We start from the raw sequence: 5,433 nt of genomic DNA, 5'->3' as shown, positions 1-5,433 counted from the left end.
GAAGATTGAGCTGTAGCGAGTGCTACAGCGATTGATGACAACGCCGCAGATGGAGGTTTGGGCAAGTAAAATACTGGGATATTTAACCGCCGGAGTAATATATAAAGTTAAAGAAGAATTCGAAGATGAGAAAGAAATAGTAAAAAATTACAACAGGGGGATTTGCAAAATTCTGTAGTTTGTGATATTATCTTCTTATGCAGAAAATAGTCAAAGAATGCTTTGACTTAGAGATAGAAGAACACTCTGATATTTTATAAAGTGGAGGAAAGCAGATGGAACATGGTAATTCACAAAAGACTAAAATACAATTTTTTTCAGTAATTTCTATCTTCGTATTTTTAGTTGATATTTATCTGATTGTTAATATGAAGGAGAATTATCCGATACTTGGGGTTGCTGCCATTGCAACTTTAGTTTCCATTACGTTAACCATAAGCGCATGGATGAAATGGAAAGAACTGGACAGTCAGCGGGCAGAAGAACAATATGTGGATATTATGAAAGCTGAGAAGTCAACCCATCTGGTTTCCCAGAAGAAATTTCAGGACTTGGATGAGAAGCTGAATTTTATCGGTCAGAAGATTATGCCTCTGGAAAAGTCCAGTTCCGTGAATCAGAAGAAAATTGCTGATATGTTAGAAACTCTTATGGATGGACAGAAGAAGGTTGCGAAAGTAACCATCAGCCGGAGCAAGGAAAATGCAAATGCGCTGATGAATTCCAATGATCAGTTGTTGAAACAGATGGAAGAATTTCAGCAAACCATGTTGGAGATAAAGACAGAAGTAATAGATAAGCAGAATGAAATTTATGATAAGAAGCTTCAGAAGATGGGAGATAACCAGAAAGAAATTATAGAGAAAATTCAGGAATCTTCCAGTTTAATCCAGAATATTATCGAAGTAATACCTGGGAAAATCCAGGAATCTACAGATTTGATTCAGAATATTGTGGAAGCGATTCCAGAGAAAGTAGCTCAGAATCCGCCGTCTGTGATTGTGAAGGAAGTTCCTGTTGAGAGAGAAGGTTATCAGGCAGAACCGTCAGAATTGCCGTCAGAAATAATGTCTGAGACAATATCAGAGCCGGAATTGCCGTCAGAAATAATGTCTGAGACAGTATCAGAGCCGGAATTGCCGTCGGAAACAGCGTCTTATGTTTCGGAGGGAATGCCAGAGGAGACGGCTGAATTTGAAAGAGAAGAGATGCCCATAGCAACAAAAGAGCCAGAACCGGAAGAAATTCTGGAGTCAGAACTGGCAGCAGAACCAGAAGTTATGCCGGAGCCAGAACTGGCAGCAGAACCAGAAGTTATGCCGGAAGCGACAGAGGAACCGCAAGTAGAGACAGCACCGGAAATAGAACCGGAAGTAATTGAGGAATCTCAGATGGAAACAGCCTCAGAGGCGGAAATGATTCTGGAGCCGCAAATAGAGGCAGTGCCGGAAACAATGGAAGAGCCGCAGATAGAGGCAGTTTTAGAAATGGAAGAGGAAGAGCCGCAGATAGAAGTGTCCTCAGAGCTGGAACCAGGAGAAACTGAAGAGTCTCAGATAGAAGCAGCACCGGAGTTGGAACCGGAAGCAGAAGAAGAGCTGCAGATAGAAAAAGCACTGGAGCTGGATCAGGAAGCAGCTGAAGAATCTCAGATAGAAGCAGCACCAGAGTTGGAACCAGAAGTAGAAGAGCCGCAGATAGAAACAGCACTGGAAACGAACCAGGAAACAGCTGAAGAACTGCAAATAGAGGCAGCACCAGAGCTGGAACCGGAAGCAGAAGAAGAGCTGCAGATAGAAGCAGCATCGGAAATAGAATCAGAAGTTATTGAGGAGCCGGAACCAGAGATGGAACTGGAGGCAATGCCGGAAGTAGCAGTGAATCCAGCGTCGGAATTGACAGCAGAGCCAGAAATCGTATCTGCAGTGGAAGAAGAGCCAGTGTTGGAAGCGGAACTGAAACCGGAGGCAATGCCAGAAGAAGAACCTATAGTGGAACCAGAGGTGGACGTAATTCCAGAACAGGAATTATCTGCTGAAGCTGAAGTAATACCGGAAGCCGCAGAAGAGACAGTAACAGAGCCAGAAGCAATGCCGGAGCCGGAAGTATTGGCAAATATCGAAGCAATGATGGATGCAGTTGGAGAAATAGAAGAAACTGCAGCAGCGGAACCGGAAGTAATTCCAGAATCGGAGTTATTTGCAGAAGCCAGTACAATGCCGGAACCGGCAGCAGAGCCGGAACTGGAACCAGAGCCGATGATGGCAGCAGAGCCAGAACTGCTTCCTGAAGCAGAAATAGAACCTGAACCGTCAATGGAAGCGATGCCAGGGGCAATGGAAGAGCCGGCAATGGAAACAATGCCGAATGGAATGGAAGAACCAGTGCCCAATGTTGATTCTATAATGGGAACGGGCAGCCAGATATTGACGCCGGAAGATATTGCTGCATTATTAGCAAGCGTAGATCCGGAACCAGAACCGGAACCGGAGCCAGTGCCAAGACCGCTGATAGAAGACGGAAACCGAATGATGAGTCCTGAGGATATTGCCGCTCTAATCGGAAATACTGCCGTAGACGGTCTTCCGGAGACAATCAGCCCGATCGAAGCAGAAGAAAGGCCATTAATGCCGGATTTGTCAAATCCGTCTAAATTGATGAGCGCCGATGATATTGCCGCTTTGATTGCTAATATGTAAATAAGTACTTATTGAAAGGGGCTGTCGTATTAAGATATACAACTACAAGATATGGTATAATTTCCATTTACAAAATATGTATCTTGTATGTTTACTTCTTAATGCGGCAGCGCCCTTTTATTTTATATAAAACACTATGTTACTATGATGTATTAAAGTTTTTGACTTTTCTATCAGATAAGAGTTTTCCGATCAGGATGCATACCCGCGCAAAAGTGGGAATGATTTCATTTGTTATTAAAAATCTCAAACTTCTATCACATTTTCCCGATAAAATAAAAAAATCTAAAAATAGGATATTACAGGGAATAAAATGGAAAAAACAACAATACTAGTGATAGAAGATGAAAAAAAATTATTAAAGACACTGAAAGATTTTTTTGAGTTAAACCAATATCAGGTTTATACTGCGGAAGACGGACTGGAAGGAATTCAGCAATTTAAGGCTCACAGTAAGGAAATCAGCTGTGTACTGTTGGATGTTATGCTGCCTTTTGCCGACGGAAATGAGGTGTTGAAGCAGATTCGCTTAATTTCGAATGTTCCGGTGATTATGCTGACGGCTAAAGAAGAAGTAGAGGATCAATTGAAAAGCCTTTCCTATGGGGCAGATAATTACATTACAAAGCCCTACTCTCTGGCCGTTGTGAAAATGCATATAGAGGCGTTACTGAAACGGTTCCGGCAGGAGCAGGATTTCCTGACAGCAGGAGAAATAAGAATTGAGACAGGCGCACAGAAAGTATATGTCAGAGATGAATTTGTGGAAACTACGCCTAAGGAATTTGAGCTTCTGCATTTTTTTATGAAAAATGAAGGAATTGTTCTCACAAGAGATCAAATTCTGGACAGCATTTGGGGGTATCATTATGTGGGAGATACCAGAACCATTGATACCATTGTAAAACAGCTCCGGAAAAAACTGGGGGATAGTTCCTGTATCCGTACCGTTTACGGCATAGGCTATTGTTTTGAAGGAAAATGAAATGGAGAGAAAACTTAGAACGGATATATTTTTACGGCAGTGTATGTTTATAGTTGTTATTACAGGAATCAGCACGTTGCTTTATATGATCTTTATGCCTGTTTACTATGAATATGTGAAGGATAAACAAATTGTACAGGCTTATCAAGACATTGGAGAATTGGATTTATCTGATCTGAATGAAAAAGATTATGTAATGTTTGCAAATTATGAGAATGAAAATTTAAGCTTTTGCATTGCAGATGAAGATATGAAACCCATTTATTTAACAGAATCGAGTGATAATAAAGAAAATACAGTTCACCGAAGCATTGCAAAAAGGCTTGATTCTTTTTCCAGAACACCGGAAGTAATCAGAAACAGCGGAAAACTGTTAGAAACAGCCAGATATCGCGGCATCATAAAGCAGGATGAGACTGATTATTATATTTTAATCAAAGATATTGCCGCAGGACGAAAAAGCATTACCATGGCAGAAAAATTTTATATGGCGCTTTTCTTTCTTCTTATGCTGCCGGGGAGCATATTTATGACGCTTATGTGGAAATATCTTCTAAAACCTGTGGATAAACTTGTTTCTGCCACAGACGCCCTGGTTAATGGGAACTATCAAACTGAATTACAGACAGAGGGGCGGTACAGGGAACTGAATCAGCTTGCAAAAAATTTGAATCAGATTGCACAGCAGATGCAAAGCCAGTCAGAATTGTTGGAAGAAGATAAAAGGCAGATGCTTCACCACAATGTCCGTCAGGATCAGATTGAAAAGCGGAGAAAAGAATTTATTGCAAATATTACCCATGAACTGAAAACTCCTCTTGCCGTAATTTCCAGTCAGGCAGAACTGCTCGGATACCTCAAAGAAGATAAGGAATACTATGTGGAATCTATTCAGGAAGAAGTGGCAAAAATGTCTGATATGGTCAGCAGCCTTCTGGAAAATTCCGTAATGGAACATCAGATGGAGAATATGCTTCAGAAAACCATGGATATGAAAGAGGTAATGGATTATATTATTATCAAATACGAAGGCATGGTAAAAAAGAAAAGACTGCATATGGAAACATTTCTGTCAGAACATTGTTATGTGAAAGGAGATCGGGAATACCTGGAACAGGTTGTGGATAATTATATTACAAATGCGCTGGAATATACCGATATCGGCGGAAACATCCGGCTGACCTTAAAGAAAACAGACGGATTCATCCGGGTTAGCGTTTATAATGAGGGCAGGCAGATTCCAGAAGAAGATTTAGAACATATCTGGAGCGGCTATTACCGGAATAAAAAAGAGAAGAGACGGGAAGAAAAAGGATTTGTTCATGCAGGTCTGGGATTGTATATTGTACAGAATATAGTTACAATGCATAACGGAAGTTACGGAGTGGAAAATCTTCCATCCGGAGTGGAATTCTGGTTTACTTTACCGGAATACGCAGAATAAAATAAAAGATTCTGCATATAATAATCAAAAAAGAGAACCCAATTGTGAAACATAAAAAAGATTTCAGACAGAAACTGGCTGAGGCCATCTATAAGAAGCCTGCCCTTGGGAAAAAAGTAAGCAATATGGAGAAATCCCTGAAAGAAGTCAAAAAAATATTGAATGAGAATAAGTGACAAAGAGCGAATCCCTCAACTGCGGTATAGGGTAGTGTAAATAAGTTTGTGTTTTTGGAAATAAATGGCTCCTTTTTGGTAAGAATTAGGATATGGAAATTCTTATCGAAAAGGAGTGTTTTTATGCCA

The 5,433-nt window shown here is 40.7% G+C and carries 4 protein-coding genes; all 4 read left to right on the top strand.

Features of this window, described 5'->3' with window-relative positions; genetic code table 11:
* Positions 1-275 precede the first annotated feature (275 nt).
* The 4 genes from ACTO17_RS19430 to ACTO17_RS19415 all read left to right on the top strand — a co-directional run bounded on the left by ACTO17_RS19430 (position 276) and on the right by ACTO17_RS19415 (position 5,304).
* Positions 276-2,699, top strand: coding sequence for a hypothetical protein (locus ACTO17_RS19430; protein WP_482559083.1), 2,424 nt, complete (start codon positions 276-278; stop codon positions 2,697-2,699).
* Between the two features lie 313 nt (positions 2,700-3,012).
* Positions 3,013-3,684 (top strand): response regulator transcription factor, encoded by a 672-nt coding sequence (locus ACTO17_RS19425; protein WP_172536697.1) that lies wholly within the window; start codon positions 3,013-3,015, stop codon positions 3,682-3,684.
* A gap of 1 nt (position 3,685) precedes the next feature.
* A complete protein-coding gene (locus tag ACTO17_RS19420) occupies positions 3,686-5,128 on the top strand; it encodes a sensor histidine kinase (RefSeq protein WP_482559082.1) in 1,443 nt (480 codons plus the stop codon).
* Positions 5,129-5,172: 44 nt separating this feature from the next.
* Positions 5,173-5,304, top strand: coding sequence for a hypothetical protein (locus ACTO17_RS19415; RefSeq protein WP_482559081.1), 132 nt, complete (start codon positions 5,173-5,175; stop codon positions 5,302-5,304).
* Positions 5,305-5,433: the final 129 nt, after the last annotated feature.

This window comes from Petralouisia sp., assembly GCF_056822245.1.
The sequence above is the reverse complement of the archived record's forward strand: the minus strand, read 5'-3'. Positions and strand labels throughout refer to the sequence as shown.